We start from the raw sequence: 22553 nt of genomic DNA on the forward strand, positions 1-22553 counted from the left end.
CATGATCGAGCTGATTCACGACTACTGGCGCAACTACCTGTTCACCGACGGCTATCAAACGACGGGCCTTGCCATCACGCTGTGGCTGCTGGTCGTGTCGATCGGCATCGGCTTTTGCTTGTCGGTGCCGCTCGCTTGCGCTCGGGTCTCGCGCAACAAGGCGATCTCGGGCGCCGTGTGGCTCTACACGTACATCTTTCGCGGCACGCCGCTCTACGTGCAGTTGCTGCTCTGCTACACGGGGCTTTACAGCCTCGACATCGTGCGCAATCACGAAATGTTGAACGCGTTCTTCCGCCAGGGTATGAACTGCACGCTGCTCGCGTTCACGCTCAATACCTGCGCTTACACGACCGAGATCTTCGCCGGCTCGATCAAGGCAACGGCCTATGGCGAGATCGAAGCGGCGCGTGCTTACGGGATGTCGACGTTCACGCTCTATCGGCGCGTGATCCTGCCTTCGGCGCTGCGGCGCGCGTTGCCGTTGTATAGCAACGAAGTCATTCTGATGCTGCATGCGACGACGGTCGCATTCACGGCCACCGTCCCGGACATCCTCAAGATCGCGCGCGACGCCAATTCCGCGACCTACATGTCGTTCCAGGCGTTCGGCATCGCGGCCCTGCTCTATCTGGGCATCTCGTTCGCGCTCGTCGCACTGTTTCGCCGCGCCGAAAAGCGCTGGCTCGCCTACCTGCGCCCGCAAGGCAAGTAACTCATGCATAAGCTTTTCATCGACGATCTGCACAAGCACTACGGCAGCAACGAAGTTCTCAAGGGCGTTTCTCTGAAGGCCAACGCCGGCGACGTGATCAGCGTCATCGGTTCGTCGGGCTCGGGCAAGAGCACGATGCTTCGCTGCATCAACTTCCTCGAACAACCTAGCGCCGGGCGGATTTTCGTCGACGGCGAAGAGGTACGCACGGCCAAGGACAAGACCGGCGCACTGCGCGTATCGGATCAAAAGCAGTTGCAGCGGATCCGCACGAAGCTCTCGATGGTGTTCCAGCACTTCAACCTTTGGTCGCATATGAACGTGCTCGAGAACGTGGTGGAAGCGCCCGTGCACGTGCTGGGGCTCTCTCGCAAGGAAGCCGAGGAGCGTGCGCGAACGTATCTCGAGAAGGTCGGGCTCGCGCCGCGGCTGGAAAAGCAGTATCCGTCGCATCTGTCGGGCGGGCAGCAACAGCGCGTGGCGATTGCGCGTGCGTTGGCGATGAATCCCGATGTGATGTTGTTCGACGAGCCGACTTCGGCGCTCGATCCCGAGCTCGTCGGCGAAGTGCTCAAGGTCATGCAGAAGCTGGCCGAGGAAGGCCGGACGATGATCGTCGTCACGCACGAGATGGGGTTCGCGCGCAATGTGTCGAATCACGTCATGTTCCTGCACCAGGGTCGCGTGGAAGAGGAAGGTGCGCCGCAAGAGGTGTTCAGCAATGCGAAGAGCGAGCGGCTGCGGCAGTTTCTGGCGGGGAGTTTGAAGTAGGAGGGTCGCCGCGGGAGGCAATCAAACCGGGCTTTGCTGAAGCGGCTGCCGATGTTCGGTGATCTCGACGATGGTCGGCGCGGTAACAAGCTTCGCGCCTTCGATGCTCTGCACTTGACGTAGGTCTAGTCGAATGCCCTGCTTCGACTCTTACTGGCATTCGACGCGCGTAGGTGTAATCGGCCTCACCCGGCGACCATCGTCACTCAATAGAAAAACACGCTCACGACATTCGGATACAAGATCAGCCGATCCGTCGATGTGATATCGCGCCACCAGTATTGCACTATCCGAACGACCCGCCAATTCGGTCACGTAGGCGCGGCCATCTCGCGTTCGCAAAGGCTCGCCCTCGGCAGTGGAGAACATGTCCAATGCCTTCGAATCCCGCCCGGTGGACAAGTCCGACAGTGTGAAATAGCGGCACTCGGCTCCGCAGCTATGCACGCCGAGGTAGTACCTGCCGGCGAAGTTGATGCGAACGGGAGCGACTTGCTTTCCCATGTCATCGCGCCAAACGCCGTCGGAATCGTGCGCATAGTAGGACACGACGTGCAACGCCCCCGTGTAGACCGGTACCGGATAGTCGGAAAACTTCGGCATCGGGGTTAGGCCATCCCCTTGTGCGGATGAACCGACGTACAGGCAAAGCGAGATCGCTAGAACTGCATGACGTTTCTTCATTGGCATGCGGCTTTTGAGCTAACCCGTGCATCGCACACTGTCTGCGGCGCACGCGAGGACATTGCTCGACGTACCTCCGATAGTTGGCGGTGTCGACGTTAAGGATCGCGGGCGTATCCGGATCGTTCGTCACATCGAACGCCTTCATCGTATTGACGTCCAAATTTGATCTGGCATCTCGACTACATATTCGTGTCCGAGGAGGCAAAGACTGCTTCGCTCTGGCCAAAGAAAATCGTTCGCGGCCGAAGGAACGCAATGGTGGCTGCGCGATTCTCATCCTCCACGGCCGCACAGTATTTCGCGGCCATTTGCGTGAAATACTGCCCACACGTCTGCGCGGCGCCGACGCCGTTCATCGCAGCCGCGGCCTCGTCTCTCGAATGACTCCATGCCGCTTGGCTATCGTGAATATAACGATCGAAAAAGGCCACAACGTCCTCGGGCAATGGACGCGGATCGTTCCATGCTTCCCAGATGGCCTTTTCCCAATCAGCAGCACGGCCACTCGCCACTAAGCGGGACAGAGCGCGCGCCTCGCCTTCGAGCCTATCGTCGGCTTCCTTCGCTTGCTGCTTGTCGTTGTCGAACTCATTATTCCTTGAAATTTGGTCGTTCAGGGCTGTCTCTTGACTGGCATTGCTATCAAGTTCCGCCTGTTGACTCTTTGTCAAAACTCCGCCCTGGGCGCGAAACATAATCAGTCCGGTGTCGTCGTCTCTGAGTGATCTCAATCGATCAAACAACGACCTGTTCGTCTGCTTAGCTTGATGTGAGAGCGCCGCGAGCCGCTGCGGGATTGGCGCCTGCAAGTTGTTCATCCTCAATTTTCGCCAACGCCAGTAGAGTCTCAGATGACCGAAGGTCTGCTCCTCTAGCGATTCACCCGTAGTTTCCAGCGCCCCCATGTAAGTACGAAAATGAGGCAGTACATTCGCATCCATCTTGAAGTGCTCCCGCGCAGCCGTGGGCAGGTCATCGATATTTTTTAGCGGAACACCGGCCATTTGTGCTTCGCGGTACATCGAATATAAAGGCAGTTTCGTGTAGGCATTGGAACGTCCCTGCTCATTCTGAGCGTATCCGCCACCGACATCTGAGTGCACGCCAGGAAATACATATTCGACGACATTGGCCGGGTATCGTCCGTTGCGCCGTACGGAATCGAGAGGAAATGCAAATCGAAGTTCATGAGCGGCCACCATATGAACACATCGCTCGACGATCTGCGGGATGCTTAATTCTCTCGAGTAGGTATTATGATCCCGCGGCAAACCAACCGACGCCACGGTATCAAAGATACCAAGGAAGTAAATACGAAACCTGGCGCCATCACGAACCCACTGCCCGCCTTGTTGCTTCGCTTGCTTGGCGAGCCTGCTAACGAAGGCACGCGCAAGCGTTGCGCCGCGCGAGAAACCGAACACTGCGACATGCACAGTGTTCACCTTCAGGCCGCGCGCCCTTTGCGTATCTGTCGCGACCTTTAGGCGCATTTCCGCCCAATCAATGCGCTCCATGCCCATATAGCCCATCGCATATCCCATGGCGCCACCCGAATCTCCAATCTCTGCAAACTTAGTGCCGACGCCAGGCATGTACTCAGTTGCTATAGCCTTCGAATCGTTTCTCGGCTGGTGCGCAAAGAACAATCGTGCGACGTTCGTGTATGACTGCTGCTCATGGGGGCGGTGGTCTTCGTCATAAAGACTGTTGCTGGTTCCATCGAAGAAAGCCGAGAACCACACGTCCGTCGTACAAGACGAAGCCGTATGGGGTGACTCGATCGCAGCGGGAGCCATTTGGGCTGCGCGGCTCACGAGCTGCGCAGGCGAAAGTGCATCGGGTAACGCCACATCGGGACGAAGCGCCGCGTCGCTCATGGCTGCTCCTTCCGATCTTCGGGCAGTTTTATCCGTGGTTCCGATGACCATTGCGTGACCGCTGCCTCGACGTGCCCATCCGGATAAAAGTGCACCTCGAGATTCTTTGGATCATCCGGAAACGGGGGCTCCACGGAGACTGATGCAACCTTGTGAATCTCCGGAGCAACGGTATGGCCGGAGGCATCATCGATTCGACCGATTGTCCAGTCGATCCGAAGTCGAACGGCCCGCGTAGTATTCGGTTGCAGCAGCACGCAGCATGTGCTTCCACCACCGCCGGCTGTCGGCGTACTTAACTTCACGTCACCGCCCCATGAGCCATTGCCGCTTTCATCGGTTACAGTGAAGCTAGATATATACCGATTAGTGTAGTTATAGCCTTCTATGGCCAATCCGATTGGCTTCGCTCGCGAACAGCCATTGAATGCGACCAGGATGAAAGCGGCGAGAAAAATTCGACTTGACGTTTGCATAACTTGCTCAGAATTTACGCAATTATTTTGATTGCTCGTTGAATCGTTGCAGGATCGACATTTCAGGTTAGCCGAGGTCTACTCCATATGGTCCATGTCTACCTTCGTCGACAGCAACCGCAGACTAGCCCCGCTGCTCAAGCCGTCCACCGATCTCTGCTGCGACGGCTGCCAGCGATACGTTCCCAGCAGTCACCGATTGCACCAAATGTCCCACGCGGGTGTCATCAATCCACTGCACGCCGTGGGCCCCCGAAAGCGCAGCGACGATGAATAGATCTCCCATAGACCTTTTTCCCAACCGCTCGCCAATTTCTAACTGCTGGATACAGAACGCCTTGCGCTCAGCCGATGTTAGTGACTCCATGATTGACGGGCCATGGGCTTCAATATAGCCCGCCAGCGCGATACGATTCGCAAGTCCCTCGAACCGATCTTGTTCGTTGCGATCAAGCCGCAGCGGGCAACTAAGTTCAGACGCAGGCTCCCATACTGGACGTTGCAACTGCTTTAGGACATCGTCCTCGTCCAAATAGCTCCACGCGCTCAACGGCCGCCATAGCGCAGCCTGCCTCCCAAAATCGAAACAAGCAATCGTGTCCTCCATGATGCGTGGATCGTAGGGACGAAGTATCGCCGCAGTAGCGCCGAATTCCGCTCGTATAAATCGAGCAAAATGCTGTGCAAGTACTTGCCTTGATAGGGGCGACCACACCCAACTCGCTAAATGGTATCGGACAGCCAATGCAGCAATCTGGGCAGCGAGGTCACCTTCGAGCGCCGGGATCGACACAAGCAATGGCGAAGCATCTGCACGCGCATCATTGAATGCGTACGCAAATAGTGGCTCCGCTTTTGCACCAATCAGTTCCGCCGCGAGATCACCATACGACTTGCCCATTTCGTCGGTTGAAGCTGCGGCGTAGACCGTGCTATCGAGAAGACAGTATAGGGATAGTCCATCTCGCTGCTCGGCCGCTATCAGCTGCAACTGCTCGATTAGTTCTCGATCATTCATATCAATTGCTGATGGCGAAAGGCATCTTGGCGCGTGCTGCACGGATCATGCACTCTACGCAGATCTCGCGCGGCAGTTGCGGCATCGGATAGGGCATTTCCGTCGGCCCCGCAAATATCCGCTTAGCCCCTTTCACATCGATCGTTCCAGGCGCATGCATTTCGATATTGCCGTCCTTGATCCGGATATACGCCCCGCCAGAGGTCAACAAGATCTCGCGCTTGCCTGCCATTTCGATTACATCGGCAACCGAAACGAGCTTCACACTTTTTTGCGCCTGCAATTCGATTCCATCGCCGTGAGCCTGCACTTCGACCTTGCCCTTCGCCGCAAAGAGCTTCATCCCCGCGTTCTGCACAAAAAGGCTGAGCTTTTCCGCGATCGAGGCAATCAACGATTTCCCGCTCGCGATATGCGTACTCCCGCCGCTGACGACATTCACGTGCTGATCGGCGCTGACCTGCACCGATTGCTGCGTCGACAACGCAATGCCCGAAGGACTCGCCATCAACATGACTGGCTGCGCAAACCCATTCGCAGTGCCCGTCCCACCGCCCGCCGTTCGGCCTGCACCCGACGCGTCGCCGGCCGTCTTCTTTTGCGTCGCATCGGTAAACGCCTTGAGGGCGTCATATCCGTCTTTCAGGCTTTCGGCCTGATGCGCCGCGCTCGCGTCGGAAAGGCCCTCGATCACGCTTTCGGCATTCACGAGTTCCGCGCGCACCTGCGCGACATCCAACGGCTGCTTGGTGGAGGCCGGATAAGTCGACACATACAGACCCTGCTCTGCCCGGACCGCGCCATAGGCACTCGATTTCAAATCGAAGCCGCTACCCAGATACCCGCCGCGCGTGTTGCCGGTGTGATCGACGAGATAGCCAAGATGCAGATGCGAGTCGGCACTCGTCGAATAAAGATGGATGCGGTTCTGTCCGGTAGCATCGTCCAATACGAGCTGATTGAAGCCGCTACCCGCGTATTCCTTTGACCGGATACCCGACAGTAGCCCGTTCGAATGCCAGACGGGCGGCGTCGGCCCGCCGTGCATCCGGCCCATGATGACGGGCCGGTCGCAGTCGCCGCCCATGAAACCGACAACAACCTCGTCGCCTTTGCGCAGCGGAAAGTGGCCGCCGCGCCTCGATCCCGCGTCGGGAAACGCCGCACGCACCCAAACCGATGCGCCTTCGTCTCCCTGATTGCGCCGGTTCCAAGGAAACCATACCTTCACGCGATTGAGCGCGTCGGTATATATCTCCTCGCCGTCAGGTCCCGCGACGATGCCAGTTTGCATTTCCAGGACCGGCTTGCGATGCTCGAAAGGACTGCGAAAGGGCGTGCGGCGCCGCTGTGCTTCGATCTCCACCTGGAAGAATCCGTCGCTGCCGTCAGGATGGCGCACCTTTACGCCGCCACCATTGAAGCGCATCGCGCGAAGTACCTGCGAGCTCAGGCTTTCGGCGAAATCGGCGATCTCGTCCATCCCCGGCAGATTGTTGCGAATCGTCCACCGCGTCTCGAGAATCGCGAACTGGCGATCTTGTTCGGGCTCTTTGTCGTGGATAGGGTGACCGGCCAGCGTGAACCAATAACCCGGCATCGCGGAGCGCAAGCTTCCGATGCCTTCGAAACGCTTCATCTCCGATTCCCATGCCTGGACTCGCGCCGTCGCTTGCTGCTCGCCGCGGTCGCGTATCCCCCAGGTGTAGGCGCCGGTGTAGTCGTAGACCTCACCATCGACCGCGCCATCGGTAGCGGAGCTCGCCGCGCTATCGACTTGCTTCGGCAAGTCGGGGCGCTTGTAATCGAACGTCCGAGTGGTGAGCGTGGCACTTTGAATCCGCTGCCGCTCCGACCATTGCGTGAATCCATCAACCTCTTCGCGCAGACCGGTACGAATGAAGCGCACGGTTTTATCTTCGAGCTCCGGCACGAAGTAAAGATCGTCCATCAACACGAGCGTGTGCGACTTGCCGTCACGCGCCTGTTCGAACCGTCCGAAAACACCCGCTTCTTCCAAGCTGCGATGAACGAAGTTCCAATCGTCCTCCCACTGCACGCGATTGGAATACTGCGGCATCGACTCGCGCAGATCGAATCGATAAGCGCCCCGGGCCTGCGGGTGCTCGTCGAACACGTCCGCGAGGATTTGTTCGCCCGTCTGCTCCTGCCAGTCGCGCAGATCCCGCCTCAGCGGCAAGAAACACATCCACGACGAAAAGCTGAGTTGATAAAACGTCAGATAACCGTCGCCACCCAGCCGGGAGAACGTTTTTACAAAGCCGTGATGCGGGAAGTAGCTGCGGTCGGTTTGCTGAAGCCACAGGGTTACCGGCTGCGCGATAAGCGCCTGCAAGTCAATTTCGCGGCCTTTGACGGAAGCGGCTTCGACAACGAATTCGTAGTCGCGGCCAAGGCGCGATACGCCCTTCGCATAGAGCGGCAGCAACCAATCTTCGCCCAGCGGCGTGTCGAGCCGAATCAGCCGGCCACGCTGCACGCCGCCGGCATAGATCGCTTCGGATAGGGTATTCGATCCCATCGGGATGGGCCCTCTCAGATTCTTGTGCGTTTTATTGGAAGCCAATTTTATCGAATCGTCGTAGCAAATGCGATGGCACGCGCTCTGAATTCGGAACATCCCCAGCATTAACTGAACGGTCACCCTACTCGTCCGCGCGCTCGCGACGACGGCAGCAGGCACTCAGTCACGCCACGAAGCCGCAATTAGATATGCACCAAACTCGCCCATTTTGACGACACCGCCCGCACTGCAACTACCTCCAACAATATTCCCCGTCAATCCCCAAAACCCTGAACGACAACTTTGCGCAACATGTGCGTCGGTTGTCGCACTACGAGCTACAAGGGCCTGCGGCCGAGCGCGGCACCCGGTCCCAGCATATGAATATGGCAATTAAGAGACACCTGCTAGCAAGACTACGATTTGCTTGGCCACAGGCATGTATTTTTGCTAAATTAGTAACCAAAGTAGCAAAACAAAGTTCTGCAAATGTAGTTTTACTTCAAACGAGGAGACACCGCCCACGAGCGGCCTCGAACCCGAGCGCAGCACGTCCGGCTCACCAAGCCAGCAGCTAGCCCTCGAGCGTTCCGAAGGATCTCCCTGATACTGGATTCCCGCTCGGGCGATGGCCTCGCCCGAGCGCTATTCGCAGTAGTGGCTTCACTTTTGACAGGGTAAATGGAGGAGAAGATGAAGAAAGCATTGCTCGCCGCGGCGCTCATGTCGGCTGGCGTCATCGCGCACGCACAAAGCAGCGTGACGTTGTACGGCCGCTTGGATGCCGGCCTCGAGTACATCAGCGGCCTGCCGAACGCTAGCTACACCGGTTCGACCTCGCGTTGGCGCGCTGAGAGCGGTGACTGGGGCACGAGCCTGTGGGGCATGAAGGGCGTGGAAGACATCGGCGGCGGCAACCAAGTTCTGTTCAAGTTGGAAGGCAGCTTCAACACGATGAACGGCACGGGCCCCGGCAATAACGGCCTGTTCAATCGCTGGGCCACGATCGGTCTGTCCAATGCGAACTACGGTACGTTCTCGTTGGGCCGCATGCTCTACATCGCCAACGGCGTGTGGGACTTCGATCCGTTCGGCCAATCGAACTGGTCGTCGGCATCGCTCGTACGTGGCCGCAACTGGCCGCAGTCGAGCAACAACATCGCGTACCAATCGCCGAAGTGGAACGGCTTCGACGTCTACGGTCAGTACGCGCTGTCGAACTCGACGAACTGGAACGGCAACAACCCGAACGGCCAAGGCCGCGAAGCAGGTCTGCAATTGACGTACACGAGCCCGCTCTTCCAAGTGCGCGGCATGTACGATGAAATCCGCAACCCGGCAAACGGTACGCTCAACGGCGGCGACGGCGCATTCTCGTATTCGCGCGAATACACCGCCGGCGTGAACGTGTTCCTCGGCCAATTCAAGATCCAAGGCGTCTACCAAGCGCTCCGTACGTCGGGCTACAACGGTGCCGCAGGCGCTCCGACCTCGCTCGATCACGAATGGGGTGGCATCACGTGGCAAGCCACGCCGGCTGCGGCCGCAATCGCCGCGGTTTATCACGTGAACGCGAACAACGGCTTCGGCAATGCGACGATCTACACGATCGGCGGTTCGTACAACTTGTCCAAGCGCACGCTGCTCGACATCCAGATCGCGACGGTGCGTAACAGCAAGTCGGCGAACTTCGGTCTCGACGCAAACTCGTTCGGCAACGGCGGCAACGTGACGTCGGGCACGACGACGACGTACAACGAAAACCCGCTGCCTGGCCACAGCCAAACGGGCGTCTACGCAGGTATTCAACACTCGTTCTAAGCGAGTAGCGTAGCCAAAAAGAACAGATTTAACTGAGTTTCACAGTTTCAAGTTTCACGCTGCTGCGAGAGGCGCGTATCGGTGCGGTGTCCCGTCAGGGCATCGCACCGTTTTTTTTGTATCGACGTTTTATAGCGTTTGTAGCAACGCGTGCCGGCGTCGTCGGTGCGGCTCGCCACGCACGCGCGGCGAGCGCCCCGGATTGGTATTTCGCCGAGGCGTAGCCGCGTCAAACCGCCGCTTCGTTTTCTTCGCCGGTGCGAATTCGAATGACCCGCTCGACTTCCGTCACGAAGATCTTGCCGTCACCGATCTTGCCCGTGCGCGCCGCGCCGATGATCGCGTCGATGACCTGGTCGCATTGCGCCGCCGCCACCACGACCTCGATCTTCACTTTCGGCAGGAAATCGACGACATACTCCGCGCCGCGATAAAGCTCCGTATGTCCCTTCTGGCGGCCGAAGCCTTTGACTTCCGTGACGGTCAGCCCCGTCAGGCCGACTTCGGCCAGCGCTTCACGGACTTCGTCGAGCTTGAACGGTTTGATGATGGCGGTGATGCGTTTCATGATGTGCCTCGTGGGAGTCCGACAAACAAGTGGATCGATTCTACGCCGCGGCGCGGCAGGTTCACTGAACGGGTTCGGTATAGCGCGACGTAATCGGGTAGCGCCAGTCGCGGCCGAACGCCCGATGCGTGACGCGAATGCCGATCGGCGCCTGACGTCGCTTGTATTCGTTTAGCTTGATCAAGCGCGTGACGCGCGCAACGTCCTCGCGCGCATAGCCGGCCGCAACGATCTGCGCAAGCGAGCAGTCCTCTTCCATGAACATGCGCATGATCGCGTCGAGCACGTCGTATGGCGGCAGGCTGTCCTGGTCGGTCTGGTTCTCGCGCAACTCCGCCGACGGCGCCCGCGTGATGATGCGCTCGGGAATGACGTCGCGTTTAGCAAACGACGACGCGCCGTTGCGGTAGTGGCACAGACGATACACAAGCGTCTTGGCGATGTCCTTGATGACGGCGAAGCCACCGGCCATATCGCCGTAAAGCGTGCAGTAGCCCACGGCCATTTCGCTCTTGTTGCCCGTCGTCAGCACGAGCGAGCCGAACTTGTTGGACAGCGCCATCAACAGCGTGCCGCGTATGCGCGCCTGAATGTTCTCCTCGGTCGCATCCTCGGGCAGGCCCTCGAATTCGCTTGAAAGGGCCCCGCGGAACGCTTCCATCATCGGCGCGATCGCGATTTCGTCGTAGCGCACGCCGACGCGTCGCGCCATCTCGGCCGCATCGGACGTGGAGATATCGGCCGTATAGCGCGAGGGCATCATGACGGCACGCACGCGATCGGCGCCGAGCGCGTCGCAGGCGATCGCCAACACGAGCGCCGAATCGACGCCACCCGACAAACCGATGATGGCGCCGGGGAATCCGTTTTTGCCGATGTAATCGCGCACGCCCAGCACGAGCGCCGCATACACCTGCGCTTCAAGCGAATCGGCCTGCGCGAGCTCGCCCGGAAGCGGCCGGCCATCCTCGAATTCGACGATCGCATGGCCCTCGGCAAATTGCGGCATCCGCGCGACCATTTCGCCTTGGGCATCGAGCACGAACGAGCCGCCGTCGAAAATCAGTTCGTCCTGACCGCCCACCATGTTCACATAGGCGACGGGCAAGCCCGTCTCGGCGATGCGCGAGCGCACGATATCGACGCGGGTCGCTTCCTTGTTCATGTGGAACGGCGAGCCGTTCGGAATCAGCAGCACTTGCGCACCCGCCGCTTTCGCGAGTTGTGCGGCCGAGGCGTGCCAGGCATCTTCGCAGATGATGATCCCGTACTTGACGCCGTCGAGCGTAAAGACGAAAGGCGTCGTGGCCGACGCGAAGTAGCGTTTCTCGTCGAATACCTCGGTATTGGGCAGGTCTTGCTTCATGTAGGTGCCGACCACGCAGCCGTCGACGATCAGCGAAGCCGCGTTGTAGGTGTCGACAGGCGACACGCCGCGCTCGATAGGCCGGTTTGCATTACCATGACCGCTCTCGCTATCGACAACGCGGTGCGGATGGCCGACGATCACATGCAGCCCGGTCAGCGGTTTCAGCCGCTGCGCGAGTTCGGCGAGCGCCGCGGCGCTGGCGGCATAAAACGCCGGGCGAAGCAGCAGGTCTTCGGGCGGATAGCCCGATAGCGAAAGCTCGGGCGTGATGACGAGCTTGGCACCGTCGCGATGCGCGGCTTGCGCGCAATCGACGATTTTCGCGATGTTGCCGGCGAAGTCGCCAACGGTAACGTTGATTTGGGCTAAAGCGATACGGGTCTTCATGGGCAGTGAGCGGCAAGCCGCTTAGTGCGGCCGGATGACTCGACAAAAAGGAACGACGGGCGCGCCGCGCCGTCCCGCTGAACACGGTTAGACAGTTGAAACAGGAACGCATCGATTATCGCATGGGGCTCCTCGGCTCGCCGGCCGAAGTCGACGCACGTGAATGGAATGCGCTCGTGGCGCGCCAGGAGCAGCCAACGCCGTTCCTGCGGCACGAGTTCCTGAGCGCGCTCACGAGCACGCAATGCGCGACGGAAGACACCGGCTGGGGGCCGCGCTTCGTCACGCTCGTCGACGACAAAACAGGCGCGCTCGCCGCCGCCGCGCCGCTGTACGTCAAGAACCATTCCTACGGCGAATACGTGTTCGATTGGGCCTGGGCCGACGCCTATCAGCGCAACGGCCTTGCCTACTATCCCAAGCTCGTCTGCGCCCTGCCCTTCACGCCGGTGCAGGGCACGCGTCTCATGGCCGTGGACGACGCCGCGCGTCGCCAGCTCGCGGCGACGCTCGTCGCGCTGGCGGAACAGTCGGAGGTATCGTCGCTGCACGTGCTCTTCCCCACCGAACAAGAGGCCGACGCGCTCGCGCAAATGGGTATGATGCGCCGCCAAGGCATCCAGTTTCACTGGCTCAACGACGGCTACCGCCACTTCGACGATTTCCTCTCGACGCTCGAGCAAAAAAAGAGGAAAAACATCCGCGCCGAGCGGCGCAAGGTACGCGATGCCGGAATCACGTTTCGGCGCGTGCGTGGAGAGGACGCGACCGACGCCGATTGGCGCTTGTTCAACCGTTGCTATCGGCAAACCTATCGCGAGCACTTTTCGTCGCCGTACCTGAATCTGGATTTTTTCCGGACGATCGGACAATCGATGCCGGAGAACCTGCTGCTCGTCATCGCCGAACACGAGGGGCGGCCCATCGCGAGTTCGCTGCTCGTCTACCAACGCGACGAGAAAACAGGAGGAACGCTCTACGGGCGTTACTGGGGCGCACTCGAACACGTGCCGTGCCTGCATTTCGAAACGGCTTACTATCAGCCGCTCGAGTTTTGCATCGAGGAAAAGCTGGCGATGTTCGAAGGCGGCGCGCAAGGCGAGCACAAGATGGCACGCGGCTTCATGCCCACCGTGACGCACTCGGCGCACTGGCTCGCGCACCCGGCGTTCGCCGATGCGGTCGCGCGTTTCCTCGACAACGAGGCGAACCTTATCCACGCACACGTCGACGAACTACGCGAGCACGATCCGTTCAGAAAGCGCGCCTAGCGCGGGATGCATGGTAGAAGACAGAAAAACGAAGAGCCCCAAGCGCGATGACCTGGTTTCTCTATTTGATCGAGTGTGACGACGGCAGCGTCTACACGGGCATCGCCACCGATGTCCAGGCACGGTATGCGAAACATGCGACCGGCAAGGGCGCCCGCTATACGCGCGCGCGCAAGCCCGTCGCGCTACTCGCCTCGTTCGAGCTTGCCGATCGGTCGAGCGCATTGCGCGCCGAATACCGAGTCAAGCAACTGTCGGCGGCAGACAAGCGTGCGCTCGCGGCAGGCGCGCGCACGCTCGCCTCGGTACTTACTTCTTGAAGTTCGCGATGCCTTCGGTGATTTCCTTGTGCGCAGCATCGATGCCGGCCCATCCTTCGACCTTCACCCACTTGCCCTTCTCGAGCGCCTTGTATTGCTCGAAGAAGTGCTTGATCTGGTCCTTCAGGTAAGCGGGCACGTCGTCGATCGACTTCATGTGCGCCGTCATCGGGCACAGCTTGTCGTGCGGCACGGCGACCAGCTTCGCGTCGACGCCCGATTCGTCGGTCATTTGAAGCATGCCGAGCGCACGCGAGCGCACGACGCAGCCCGGGATCAGCGGGAACGGCGTGATGACGAGCACGTCGACGGGATCGCCGTCGCCCGAGAGCGTTTGCGGAATGTAGCCGTAGTTGACCGGGTAGCGCATGCCGGTGCCGATGAAGCGGTCGACGACGAGCATGCCCAATTCCTTGTCCGCTTCGTACTTGACCGGATCGCTTTGCGCCGGGATTTCGATGATGACGTTGAAGTCTTGCGGAAGATCCTTGCCCGCGGGGACGTGATTGAAGCTCATGGCGTTCTCTAGTGGAAATAAAAACGGGAAAACGTGAGGCTCGCGCCGCCGCACGCGGCGGCGGTGCACGGCTGGTCGCGACGCGCTGCGCGCAGCGCCCGCCGAGCGGCAAGCAGGCAGCAAGCATTGCGCGCCATTATAGCCGAGCGGCGCGTGTGCACTTCCCGCGTGGATCGCGCCATAATCGCGCTAGTGACGGGTTCCGCATTACCCCGAGGGGGCTTGGATGGAAGAAGCGAAGCACTTCATCGGCGGCAACTGGGCCGCGCCTGCCTCGAGCGAGTCGATCGAGACGATCGATCCGTCCGACGGCCAGTCCTTCACGCGCATCGCGCGCGGTAACGCCGACGACATCGACGCGGCCGTCGATGCCGCCCGCACGGCCGCCGGCGGCGCGTGGGGTCAAACGAGCGCCGCCGAGCGTGGCCGGATCCTGTACCGGCTCTCGATGCTCATTGCGACCTGCGGCGACGAGCTCGCTCGCCTAGAAGCCCGCGATACCGGCAAGCCGCTGCGCGAAGCACGCGCCGACGCCGCGGCGCTCGCCCGCTACTTCGAGTTTTACGCCGGTGCGTGCGACAAGCTGCACGGCGCGACGCTGCCCTATCAGTCGGGCTACACGGTCATGACGGTGCGCGAGCCGCATGGCGTCACCGGCCATATCGTGCCCTGGAACTACCCGATGCAGATCTTCGGACGCAGTGTCGGCGCCGCGCTCGCCGCCGGCAACGCATGCGTCGTCAAACCGTCCGAAGACGCGTGCCTGTCGCTGCTGCGCGTGGCGGCGCTTTCCGCCGAAGCCGGCTTGCCGGCGGGCGCGCTGAACGTCGTAACAGGCTATGGAACGGAAGCGGGCGCAGCGCTCGCGCGTCACCCAGGCGTCGATCATATTTCGTTCACGGGCTCGCCGAGCGTGGGGGCGCTCGTCTCGCAACTGGCTGCCGAGCACCACGCCCCCGTCACGCTCGAGCTCGGCGGCAAATCGCCGCAAATCGTCTTCGCCGACGCCGACCTCGACGCCGCACTCCCAATGCTCGTCGCGGCGATCGTTCAAAACGCCGGGCAAACATGCTCCGCGGGCAGCCGCATCCTGGTCGAGCAGGCCGTCTACGGCACGCTGCTCGAGCGCCTAGCCGCGGCTTTCAACGCGCTGCGCGTCGGTCCGAGCGAACGCAACCTCGATTGTGGCCCGCTCATCAACGCCAAACAACACGCGCGCGTGGCAAGCTTCGTCGCCGAAGCCGAGCGCGATGGCATCCGCGTCGCCGGTCGGGGCGAGATCGTCGCCGATGCACCGAGCGGCGGGTTCTATCAAGCGCCGACGCTGTTCGCCGACGTGCCCGCCGCGCACCGGATCGCCCAGGAAGAGATCTTCGGCCCCGTGCTCGCCGTACAGCGCTTCGAGGACGAGCAAGAGGCGCTGGCACTCGCGAACGGCACGCGCTATGGGCTCGTCGCCGGCCTTTGGACCCGCGACGGCGCAAGGCAAATGCGCTTGGCGCGGCGGCTGCGCGCGGGCCAAGTCTTCATCAACAACTATGGCGCCGGCGGCGGCGTCGAATTGCCGTTCGGCGGTACGGGCCAATCGGGCCACGGTCGCGAGAAAGGCTTCGAAGCGCTGTACGGCTTCACCACGCTCAAGACGATCGCGATCAAGCACGGCTAACCGCTCGCGTTGGACCGGCCGCAAGACGTAAGCCATAAAACGCATCGCGCAATACATCGACAGGCCGAACGGGCCAGGAGGAAGACACCATGCGGTTGGAGGGCAAAACGGCGGTGGTCACGGGCGCCGGCTCGGGTTTCGGCGAAGGCATCGCCAAGACATTCGCGCGCGAAGGCGCGAACGTGGTGGTGAACGACCTGAACGGCGCGGCGGCCGAACGGGTCGCCAGCGAGATCGCGCTTGCGGGCGGACGCGCCATCGCAATCACGGGCGACGTCACGAAAATCGACGACTGGCACACGCTGCGCGAGGCGGCGCTCGACGACTTCGGCCGTGTGCACATCGTCGTCAACAACGCGGGAACGACGCATCGCAATAAGCCGGTCATGGACGTGACGGAGGCCGAGTTCGATCGCGTCTACGCGGTCAACGTCAAAAGCATTTTTTGGAGTGTGCAGGCGTTCGTGCCGCACTTTCGCGAGCAAGGCGCCGGAGTCTTCGTCAACATCGCCTCGACGGCCGCCGTGCGGCCGCGACCGGGCCTCGTTTGGTACAACGGCAGCAAGGGCGCCGTGGTCGTCGCGAGCCGCGCGCTGGCAGCCGAGCTCGGACCCGACGGCATCCGCGTCAACTGCGTGAATCCCGTCATCGGCGCAACGGGACTCCTCACCGAATTCATGGGCTGCGAGGACACGCCCGAGAACCGCCAGCGGTTTCTCGCCGGCATCCCGCTAGCCCGGTTCTCGACCCCGCAGGATGTCGCGAACGCCGCGCTTTATCTCGCCTCCGACGACGCCGCGTTCATCACCGGCGTGAGCCTCGAAGTCGACGGCGGACGCTGCGTCTGATCGCCCACCCCGTACCCGAACGAACTATCACAACGAAGAGGAGACACCATGGCAAGTTCCAATCGCATCGATCCGCTCTCGAAGCTCGCGCCCAGCTCAAGCTTCGAAGCCGCCACTTACCGCAAGGTGTCGTGGCGGCTCTTGCCGCTGCTGCTCGTGTGCTACCTCGTTGCGTATCTCGATCGCGTCAACGTCGGCTTCGCGAAGCTGCAAATGGCCTCGGCGCTGCACTTGAGCGATGCCGTCTACGGCCTCGGCGCGGGCATCTTCTTTCTCGGCTACTTTTTGTTCGAAATTCCGAGCAATCTGATTTTGCATCGCGTCGGCGCGAGGCTCTGGGTGGCGCGGATCATGGTGTCGTGGGGGGTAATTTCGGCGCTCACGATGTTCGTCACGACGCCCGCCATGTTCTATGCGATGCGCTTTTTGCTCGGGCTCGCGGAGGCGGGTTTCTTCCCCGGCATCATCCTTTATTTGACCTACTGGTATCCGGCGCATCGGCGCGGGCGCATGACCACCTGGTTCATGACGGCGGTTGCGCTATCGGGCGTGGTCGGCGGCCCGGTCTCGGGCTATATCCTCAAAAGCTTCGACGGCGCCAACGGCTGGCAAGGCTGGCAATGGCTGTTTTTGCTCGAAGGGCTGCCCTCCGTGCTGGCCGGCGTGCTCGTCTTCTTTCTGCTCGACGACCGTATCCAGAAGGCCCGTTGGCTGACGAACGAGGAAAAGCAACTGCTCGAACGCAACATCGCGCTCGAGGACGCCGGCAAGGAAGAACTTTCGCTCGGCACCGTGCTCGCGAGCGGGCGCGTCTGGCTCATGAGCCTCATCTACCTGTCGTTCGTCATGGGGCTCTACGGTGTCAGTTTTTGGTTGCCCACGATCATCAAAGCCACCGGCGTAACCGACGCTTTCTCGATCGGCTTGCTCTCGGCCATTCCGTTTGCCGTGGCGGTCGTCGCCATGATCGTCGTCGCCCGTAGCGCCGACAAACGGCGCGAGCGGCGCTGGCACGTCGCCATCCCGGGCCTCGCCGGGGCGCTGGGTCTCGTCCTATCGGTTGGATGGGCGCACAACACGATGCTCGCGATGGCCGCGCTCACGCTGGCCACGGCCGGCATCATCACGGCATTGCCGCTCTTTTGGAGTCTGCCGACAGCGTTCCTCGCCGGTGCCGGCGCGGCGGCCGGCATCGCGATGGTCAACTCGATCGGCAACTTGGCGGGGTTTCTGAGCCCCTATGCGGTGGGCTGGCTCAAGCAGGCCACCGGCGCGAACGATTCGGGCATGTATATGCTCGCCGCGTTCATGGTGCTCGGCGCCTTGCTCGCGCTCAGCGTGCCGGCGCGGCTCGTGGACAAGTGAAAAACAGACGCGCGCGGAAAACGCCGCCCACCTTTGCGGTGGGCGGCGCGTAGGCTCAAACGATCTTCATCGCCAGCGCGCTGGCACGATAGTGCTCGGCCGCGCGTTCGGCATCGCCGAGCTCTTCGAACAACCGCGCAAGCGCGCGGTGCGTGCGAATCACGAGAGCATCGTTATCGCCGGCGAGCCGCAAGGCGGACTCCAAGAACGATTGGGCCTTGCCCCAGAGCTGCTGGTGCAAGCACAGGCGTCCCAAGGCGAACAGCAGGTCCGGATCCTCGGTGCGCTCCTTGCGCCAGCCTTCGGCCTTTTGAATCAGCGGCAACGCATCGGCTTGCGCCGTCTCCGGATAGCGACGCAAAAGTCTCGCGTCCCAGTTGTGGGCCAGCGCTTCCTCGACGATCTTGCGCGCATCCTGCTGCCGGTTCAGCGCGATCAGCAGTTCGGCGGCCAAATCGGCCAAGCGCGGAGATTGACGCTCGACGACAGCCAGGGAGTTCCAAAGCGCGAGCAGCGCGTCGGGGTCGTGGCGGCGATCGCGCAGCAAGTTCTCGGCCGCCTGCTGGCGCAAGCGCACGGCGACGGTCGGATGCAGCGCTTCGCGCTTCTCGAGCGTCTTGACGAGCTTGAGCACCTCCGCCCAATTCTTGAGTTGCTGCTGCGCACGCAAGGCGATCTGCTGCGCATGGATGCGGCGCGTGCCCTGCGCCTGCATTTCGGTCAGCGCCATCAACGCGCCGTCCGGATCGCGTCCGTCGGCGCGCATGTCGGCGCTGGCCATCAGACGCGCGTCTTGCCAGTCGGGCGCATCGATGGCGGCGAGCCACTCGTCGCGACGCACGTACTCGCGCATCCGATGCGCGGCCACAGCGGCGACGATGCCGGCCGCGCCCTTGTTCGATTCGAGCGACAACGCTTCGCGCGCCGCTTTCTCCGCCCGCGAAAAGCGTCCCGCATAGAGATTACCGATCGCATCGCGCAAAGCCGCGTGGGCCTTCGCCTCTTTCGCCCGCACGCGATAAGCGGCCACGCGCTGCGGCATCGTCCATACGTTGCGGCCGAAGCGAATCGCCGCATAGAGCACGATAAACAGGGCGACGATCCCGACGACGACGAGATTGAGCGAGACGTCCACGCGATACGGCGGATAGACGATCAGTACCTGGCCGGCGTCGAAATGGCCGACGGTGGCCAGCACGACCGCAAGCACGAACAGCAAAGCGAGCCACAAGAGTCCTCTGAGTGCCATCGTCAGCCTCGGCTCTTATAGTCGTGAATCGCTTGCAGGCTCGTGTTCAAGTTCGGCACCGCGACCGATTGCGCGCCCTGCGCCACGTCCTTGATCAGCGCACGCACCGTCTGCGTCCGTTTGGAGGCACCGTCGAAGTAGCGCGCGAGCGCCGCGTCAGCCTCCTTCAAATCCGACTCGAGCGTCGCCTGATTGCGCGAGAGCAATCCCAAACGAGCCGAGAGCAGCCGTAGCTTCACGTTGTCGCGAATGAATTCGCCTTGCTGCGGCGAATTGAGCATCGCGTCGGCGTTGTCGAGCCGGCGCACCTGTACGAGAGCCCTCAACTCCTCGCCGGCCGCGTTCGCAAACACGCGCCACCAATGCGCTACGCGCGATTCGCCGGGCACGGCCGCGCTCGCCGGCACCGGCGCGGACGCCGGCGCTTTCGCCGCCTGGGCGCTGTGAACCTCGCCGAGCAAGGGCAGCGTGTCCACTTGAGCGATGGCGTCGTCGAGCTTGATCGCAAAGCCGGTCAGATCGGTGGAAGGCGCCGCCCGGAGCTTGTCGAGGTCCTGTGCGATCGCCCGCCGCACGACGACCGCCTGCGGGCTCGACGATCCCGCCAGGCGCGTATCGGCGCTTTGGAGCGCAAAGAGCGCAAGCTGCGTATTGCCGGTGAGCTGCAACTGCTGGCTCGCGCTCGAGAGGATTTGCTCGACTTCGGCGAGCGTCCAATCGTCCCGGTTGGCGGCGAGATTTTGATACTGCTGTTGCAATGCCTGCTGCGCCGTCTGAGCGTCTGCGAGCTTGCCTTGCAGTTGCTGCAACTCGGCGTCGGTCTGATGCGCCGTCGCCGTCGCTTGTTCCGTCTTCATGCGCAGCTCGGCCGTTTGCGCAACGAGCGCCTGCTGCCGCGCGGCGAGTTGGGCATCGAGCCGGTCGAGCTTTCGGTTCAAGGCGAAGGCCGCAATGCCGGTTGCGACGGCCAGCACGATGAGGACGATCCAGACGAGGCCGCCGCGGCGACGCCGCGGCGCGTCGTAGACGGGCGGCATCGGCGGGGGAAACGGCGGCGTCGCAGCCGGCTGGAACGAGGCGGAAGACGATTCTTGGTTCGTATCAGTCATGCGCGAATGAGTCGAGGATGAGGCCTGAGCCGTGGCAGCCCAAGCCGGTGGGTCGAGTGCGGCGCGAGACGATGCGGATAGAGCGCGCAAGGCCGCGAGGATGCGCGCATCGCCGGGGCCGGATGTCGTAATCGTATCAAAACCTACCGCCCGTGCCGTTTCCGCGATGCGCGGGTGCGGCGCGACGATCGGCGCATGCAGCAGAGCCGCGCGTTCGGCGGGCTCGAGCGAGGCGTGCGTAAGCGCATCGAGGTTGCGCACCCCTTCCGAGCTCGTGAGCAGCCAAGCATGCGGCGCGCCGCCGACGAGGGCGCGCACGCGCGCCCAAGCCTCGGCCGACGGCACGGGCACGACGCGCCGGTAGGCGCACACGGCTTCCACGAGGGCGCCCGCTTCGCGCAAGCGATCGGCCAGCCACTCGCGGCCACCGTCCCCGCGCACGATCAGCACGGGCCGGCCGGTCAACGCCGCGAGCCCCAAACGATCCGTCAGCGCGGCAAAAAGGGCCTCGGAGTCGAAGCGTGTGCCCGCATCGCCATTGCCCCCGCCGTTCTCGTTCGCCTCGGCGCTCGCCGAAGCCGGGTCGGTTTCAAGGGCCGTATCCGCCCCGGCCGGTGCGATCACCTGGTGCGACGGCGCCGCGATGCCGTATCGGGCCAGCTCGGCGACGCTACCGGGTCCCACGACGCCGATCGGAACATGCGCCGGCCAAACCAGCCCCGGCGCGGTGCTAAGCGCCCGCTCGATAGCGTTGGGCGAGACGAAGACCACGAGCGCGTAGCGCTCGAGCGATGCCAACGCGCTGCGAAGCGGCGCGTCGTCCGCGGCGGCGGCGATGTCGATCAGAGGAAAGTCGAACGCGGCGATACCCGCGCGCTCGAGCGCCGCGGCAAGGGCAGCCGACTGCCCGGCCGGGCGCGTCAGCACGGCCGTAAAGCGCGCGCCGGCGGCGCGTTCGTCTGGAAAGGCGTGACCGGGCTCGACGCTCGCCATCGATGCGCGCCGCGCTCAGGCCGCCGGCTCGGCGCCGCGCGCGGCCGCGAGTTCGGCCACGACCTCGCGGGCGCCTTGCGCCACGAGCGAGCGGGCGACGGCATCGCCGAGCGCGACCGCATCGGCGGCGTTCGTCACGGCCGCCGACGCCTGGGCAACCGCCGGGCGGCTGCCGTCGGGCATCGAAACGCGGCTCGCAAGGTGCATTTGTCCGCCTTGCCAGAACGCATGGGCGGCAAGCGGCACGTCGCAGCTACCGCCGAGCGCGCGCGACACCGCCCGCTCCGCTTCGACGGCAAGCCGCGTTGGCGCATGTTCGAGCGGCGCGAGCCACGCTTCGAGTTCGGGCCGCCCTGCACGGATTTCGATACCGAGGGCCCCTTGCCCCGCCGCCGGCAAACTGTCTTCGACGTCGAGCAACGCGCGAATGCGCGCGGCCAGCCCGAGCCGCTTCAGTCCCGCCGCGGCCAAAATGATCGCCGCGTAGTCGCCGCGATCGAGCTTAGCGAGCCGGGTATCGAGGTTGCCACGCAACGGCTGCACGACCAAATGGGGGTAGCGCGCGCGCAAAATGGCCTCGCGCCGCAGGCTGGACGTGCCCACGACGGCGCCCGCCGGCAGCGCCGCCAGGGAATCGTAGGTGTTCGAAACCAACGCGTCGCGCGGGTCTTCTCGCTCCATGACGGTGGCGAGCGCGAACCCCTCGGGCAGCGACATCGGCACGTCTTTGAGCGAATGCACGGCCAAATCGGCCCGGCCTTCGGCGAGCGCGTTCTCGAGTTCCTTGACGAAAAGGCCCTTGCCGCCGACCTTGGAGAGCGTCCGATCGAGAATTTGATCGCCGCGCGTCGTCATTCCGAGAATTCGGACGTCGCAAGATGGATATAATTTCCGCAGCGCATCGCGCACGAACTCAGCCTGCCACATCGCGAGACGACTTTCTCGCGAGGCAATGACGAGTTCGGTAGGCGGTGCGGCTGAAAGCGTCTCGGAATTCAT

At 62.4% G+C, this 22553-nt stretch carries 19 protein-coding genes; 8 read left to right on the plus strand and 11 right to left on the minus strand.

Annotated elements, in window-relative coordinates:
• Position 1 precedes the first annotated feature (1 nt).
• Both AB1286_RS07015 and AB1286_RS07020 read left to right on the plus strand, forming a co-directional pair.
• Positions 2-715 carry an ABC transporter permease gene (locus AB1286_RS07015; protein ID WP_430362577.1) on the plus strand — a complete coding sequence of 238 codons (714 nt, stop codon included), beginning with the start codon at positions 2-4 and terminating at the stop codon, positions 713-715.
• Positions 716-718: 3 nt separating this feature from the next.
• Complete coding sequence (locus AB1286_RS07020; protein ID WP_430362578.1) at positions 719-1486, plus strand: ABC transporter ATP-binding protein; 768 nt, start codon at positions 719-721, stop codon at positions 1484-1486.
• Between the two features lie 150 nt (positions 1487-1636).
• On the opposite strand, the gene AB1286_RS07025 is transcribed toward AB1286_RS07020, so the two are convergent.
• From AB1286_RS07025 to AB1286_RS07045, 5 genes are all read right to left on the minus strand, one after another.
• Positions 1637-2089 carry a hypothetical protein gene (locus tag AB1286_RS07025; protein WP_430362579.1) on the minus strand — a complete coding sequence of 151 codons (453 nt, stop codon included), beginning with the start codon at positions 2087-2089 and terminating at the stop codon, positions 1637-1639.
• A gap of 263 nt (positions 2090-2352) precedes the next feature.
• Positions 2353-4053 (minus strand): phospholipase effector Tle1 domain-containing protein, encoded by a 1701-nt coding sequence (locus AB1286_RS07030; protein ID WP_430362580.1) that lies wholly within the window; start codon positions 4051-4053, stop codon positions 2353-2355.
• A complete protein-coding gene (locus AB1286_RS07035; RefSeq protein WP_430362581.1) occupies positions 4050-4529 on the minus strand; it encodes a DUF3304 domain-containing protein in 480 nt (159 codons plus the stop codon). The genes AB1286_RS07030 and AB1286_RS07035 overlap by 4 nt, the downstream gene beginning before the upstream one ends.
• 124 nt (positions 4530-4653) lie before the next feature.
• Positions 4654-5547, minus strand: a complete 894-nt coding sequence (locus AB1286_RS07040; protein ID WP_430362582.1) for a DUF4123 domain-containing protein — start codon at positions 5545-5547, stop codon at positions 4654-4656.
• A gap of 1 nt (position 5548) precedes the next feature.
• Entirely contained in the window at positions 5549-8089 is a 2541-nt protein-coding gene (locus AB1286_RS07045; protein WP_430362583.1) for a type VI secretion system Vgr family protein, read from the minus strand.
• Positions 8090-8764: 675 nt separating this feature from the next.
• On the opposite strand from AB1286_RS07045, the gene AB1286_RS07050 reads away from it, so the two are divergent.
• Positions 8765-9892, plus strand: a complete 1128-nt coding sequence (locus tag AB1286_RS07050; protein ID WP_430362584.1) for a porin — start codon at positions 8765-8767, stop codon at positions 9890-9892.
• 229 nt (positions 9893-10121) lie between these two features.
• On the opposite strand, the gene AB1286_RS07055 is transcribed toward AB1286_RS07050, so the two are convergent.
• Both AB1286_RS07055 and AB1286_RS07060 read right to left on the minus strand, forming a co-directional pair.
• On the minus strand, positions 10122-10460 hold the full coding sequence (locus AB1286_RS07055) for a P-II family nitrogen regulator (protein WP_102649078.1): 339 nt from the start codon (positions 10458-10460) through the stop codon (positions 10122-10124).
• A gap of 61 nt (positions 10461-10521) precedes the next feature.
• Positions 10522-12216, minus strand: coding sequence for an NAD+ synthase (locus tag AB1286_RS07060; protein WP_430362585.1), 1695 nt, complete (start codon positions 12214-12216; stop codon positions 10522-10524).
• Between the two features lie 95 nt (positions 12217-12311).
• Here AB1286_RS07060 and AB1286_RS07065 point away from each other — a divergent pair, with 95 nt between their 5' ends.
• Together AB1286_RS07065 and AB1286_RS07070 are read left to right on the plus strand one after the other, a co-directional pair.
• Positions 12312-13487 carry a GNAT family N-acetyltransferase gene (locus AB1286_RS07065; protein WP_430362586.1) on the plus strand — a complete coding sequence of 392 codons (1176 nt, stop codon included), beginning with the start codon at positions 12312-12314 and terminating at the stop codon, positions 13485-13487.
• Positions 13488-13534: 47 nt separating this feature from the next.
• Positions 13535-13807 (plus strand): GIY-YIG nuclease family protein, encoded by a 273-nt coding sequence (locus AB1286_RS07070; RefSeq protein WP_430362587.1) that lies wholly within the window; start codon positions 13535-13537, stop codon positions 13805-13807.
• Here AB1286_RS07070 and ppa read toward each other — a convergent pair.
• Complete coding sequence (gene ppa / locus AB1286_RS07075) at positions 13797-14324, minus strand: inorganic diphosphatase (RefSeq protein WP_102649086.1); 528 nt, start codon at positions 14322-14324, stop codon at positions 13797-13799. The genes AB1286_RS07070 and ppa overlap by 11 nt on opposite strands.
• A gap of 226 nt (positions 14325-14550) precedes the next feature.
• Here ppa and AB1286_RS07080 point away from each other — a divergent pair, with 226 nt between their 5' ends.
• The 3 genes from AB1286_RS07080 to AB1286_RS07090 all read left to right on the plus strand — a co-directional run bounded on the left by AB1286_RS07080 (position 14551) and on the right by AB1286_RS07090 (position 18203).
• Positions 14551-15990 carry an aldehyde dehydrogenase family protein gene (locus tag AB1286_RS07080; protein ID WP_430362588.1) on the plus strand — a complete coding sequence of 480 codons (1440 nt, stop codon included), beginning with the start codon at positions 14551-14553 and terminating at the stop codon, positions 15988-15990.
• An 89-nt stretch (positions 15991-16079) separates the two neighbouring features.
• The gene (locus AB1286_RS07085) at positions 16080-16838 is read left to right on the plus strand and encodes an SDR family oxidoreductase (protein WP_430362589.1); all 759 of its coding nucleotides are present in this window, start codon (positions 16080-16082) and stop codon (positions 16836-16838) included.
• A 48-nt stretch (positions 16839-16886) separates the two neighbouring features.
• The gene (locus AB1286_RS07090) at positions 16887-18203 is read left to right on the plus strand and encodes an MFS transporter (RefSeq protein ID WP_430362590.1); all 1317 of its coding nucleotides are present in this window, start codon (positions 16887-16889) and stop codon (positions 18201-18203) included.
• Positions 18204-18258: 55 nt separating this feature from the next.
• On the opposite strand, the gene AB1286_RS07095 is transcribed toward AB1286_RS07090, so the two are convergent.
• Genes AB1286_RS07095 through hemC form a run of 3 tightly spaced genes read right to left on the minus strand, consistent with a single transcriptional unit; the run spans position 18259 to position 22553 of the window.
• Positions 18259-19452 carry a heme biosynthesis protein HemY gene (locus tag AB1286_RS07095; RefSeq protein ID WP_430362591.1) on the minus strand — a complete coding sequence of 398 codons (1194 nt, stop codon included), beginning with the start codon at positions 19450-19452 and terminating at the stop codon, positions 18259-18261.
• 2 nt (positions 19453-19454) lie between these two features.
• Entirely contained in the window at positions 19455-21554 is a 2100-nt protein-coding gene (hemDX, locus tag AB1286_RS07100; protein ID WP_430362592.1) for a fused uroporphyrinogen-III synthase HemD/membrane protein HemX, read from the minus strand.
• A 15-nt stretch (positions 21555-21569) separates the two neighbouring features.
• Positions 21570-22553, minus strand: a complete 984-nt coding sequence (gene hemC / locus AB1286_RS07105) for a hydroxymethylbilane synthase (RefSeq protein ID WP_430362593.1) — start codon at positions 22551-22553, stop codon at positions 21570-21572.

The organism is Trinickia sp. NRRL B-1857, assembly GCF_050470685.1.
GTDB lineage: Bacteria > Pseudomonadota > Gammaproteobacteria > Burkholderiales > Burkholderiaceae > Trinickia.